The sequence below is a fragment of the Acinetobacter sp. UBA6526 genome (genome assembly GCF_002434875.1).
Lineage (GTDB): Bacteria > Pseudomonadota > Gammaproteobacteria > Pseudomonadales > Moraxellaceae > Acinetobacter > Acinetobacter venetianus.
This window is the reverse complement of record NZ_DJLC01000088.1, coordinates 1773-4438: the sequence shown is the minus strand read 5'-3', so window position 1 is coordinate 4438 and position 2666 is coordinate 1773. Positions and strand designations below refer to the sequence as shown.

Genomic DNA, 2666 nt, shown 5'->3' with positions numbered 1-2666 from the left:
GTAGTGATAATGAAGCGTACTTCATTATCGAAGCGATTGCCAATACTAATCAGCAGGAAATTTGGGAGTTTCTACAGCTTCATCGAGTAGCCGTAATCGGTGTACTCACTGGCTTAGTGCTTCTGATTGCTTTCTATAGTTACGCAATTTATAAAGTTGTAAAACCAGAACATTTTCAGCAGCTTTGGCAAAGTCGTTTATTCCGTAGCCTGATTATTTTCCTGACTTTACTCTGCTTGACAAGCCATATCATGAAACCGTCTCGAAAAGTACATCCATTCATCTTTTGGAGTGATTATCAGACTAAAATTCAGGATTTTAGAGGTCGTATAAAACAGCATAAAAATGTTCATAAACAATGGGATATTAGTGCACACAAAAACCTAATACAAACCAAGCAATCTCAAGGTAAACAAACCCATGTCTTGGTTGTTTCTGAAAGCTTAACCAGTCTAAATCTCGGTGTTTGTGGATATTCTCGAGATACAACGCCTGAGCTAAAAAAACGACTATCAGAAATCAAAGTATTTTGTAATGCGTTTTCTCCATCACCATCAACCATTAATGCTTTACGTGTTTTACTCACTGAAAGCCCCGCTGCTGAACATGACAAATATTCACCTGAAAGTGTTTTAGCATACGCGCGTGCGGCGGGTTATAAGATTTATTGGTTAAGTAATCAAGATGATAGTTACCTTTCATCTCTATTTGGCTCTTATGCAGACCAAGCAATTTATAAGAATAAACGTTCAGGTCGTAGCAGCACCTCATTAGATGAAAATCTCATTCCAATTTACCAACAAGCTTTAGCCGATCCAGCACCTAAAAAGCTCATTATTCTTCATTTAATTGGTGCACATCCTAACTACCAAGAACGCTATCCAATCGTTTTTAATAAATTTACGAGTGATAGTAATGATCTAGTTGAAACAGATCTGAAGAATAGAAACATTGATCCTTGGATTCGCGCATTAAGAAATGATTATGACAATGCCGTGCTATACGAAGATTCTTTGTTAGCTAAATTTCTGGATACATTACAAGCTGATCATATTCCTGACTTTAGATCATTTACAGTGGTTTCAGATCACGGTAATGAAGTTGGCCATGAAATCGATTATGCAGGCCATAGCCCGAACACCAAAGCAGGTTATCAAGTTCCTGTCATTATGTGGTCGGATAGACAACGTATCGCAGGTGTCAATAAAAGTAAAACTTTAAATACAGCCGAATTAGATAACAACCTCATGCATATCATGGGATTAAAGGATAAATCATCTAGCCATCAGTCATATTGGCAAGATGATAATTATCATTTTACTCCAGAAGCAAATTGGCCTTACTGGCAAAATAAATCTTAAAAGATTTAGTCCATCAATCAGCTTTACTTTTTGGTAAAACTGATTGGCTGGGTTTTTATTTATTCGTCTTAAAAATCCTATAAATTTCACAAAACTATCATCTTTTTGTCATCCGTTTGATAAAAAACACTTGCAAACTAGTTGCTTTGATAAAAACACATGAGCTTACTTATGTTAAAAAAAGCAGTCATTTGTCTTAGCCTAATTAGTCTTGTAGGTTGTAATGATGATAACAACGATCACTCAAACACAAAGCACCCTACTTATGAATTTCCCCAAATATTAGTGGTTGGTCATCGTGGTGCAAGCGCTCTTCGACCTGAACATACACTTGAGTCTTACCAAAAAGCGATTGATGACGGTGCTGATTTCATTGAGCCAGATTTAGTTTCTACCAAAGATGGTGTATTAGTTGCTCGCCATGAAAATGAGATTAGCGGGACAACCAATGTTGCTGAAGTTCCTGAATTTGCTGATCGTAAAAAAACCAAAGTGATTGATGGTGTCACACTTACTGGTTGGTTCACTGAAGACTTTACATTAAAAGAATTACAACAATTAAAAGCGCGTGAGCGTATCCCACAGTACCGTCCTCAAAACACACAATACAATGATTTATATGACATTCCAACATTAGATCAAATCATTGACCTTGCAAATAAAAACTATAAGAAAACTGGAAAGATTATTGGTTTGTACATTGAGACCAAACACCCAACTTATTTCCAAAATCAAAATTTAGCAATGGAAGATAAGCTGCTACAAACACTCGCAAAGTATCAATATACTCGAGACATTGCACCGATTTACTTACAGTCGTTTGAAGTGGGTAATTTAAAATATCTAAAACAGCAGCTTGATCTCCATAAAAGTGTGAAACACGGGCAACTCATTCAACTTTATGATGAACAAACAGCGCGTCCAGCAGATTATGTTGCAGCTGAAAATCCAACAACTTATGGCGATATGGCAACGGCTCAAGGCTTAAAAGATGTATCGAGCTATGCCAATGGCGTAGGCCCATGGAAAGTTTATGTTTTCAAAGATGCTGCGATGACTGAAACCACCTCATTTATTCAAGATGCACATAATGTTGGGCTTAAAGTTCACCCTTATACATTCCGCCCAGAAAACAACTTCTTACCTGAGTCACTTAAATGCAGTTCAAAAGCAGATGAACGTTGTGAAACAGGCTCTATCAAAGAAATGCAGCTTTACTTTAAAGCAGGTGTAGATGGTTTCTTTACGGATGATCCTACGATTGGTCGTAAAGCAGTTCAAAACTATTTATCAACTCAGAAAAAA

At 36.9% G+C, this 2666-nt stretch carries 2 protein-coding genes; both read left to right on the top strand.

The genetic code is table 11. The annotated features are described in order from the left end of the window. Positions 1–1361: phosphoethanolamine transferase (locus B4237_RS05555; RefSeq protein ID WP_286942076.1), on the top strand; the 1361-nt coding region annotated here is incomplete at its 5' end. A 171-nt stretch (positions 1362–1532) separates the two neighbouring features. Beyond that, on the top strand, positions 1533–2666 hold a 1134-nt coding region (locus B4237_RS05550), incomplete at its 3' end, for a glycerophosphodiester phosphodiesterase (protein ID WP_278596222.1).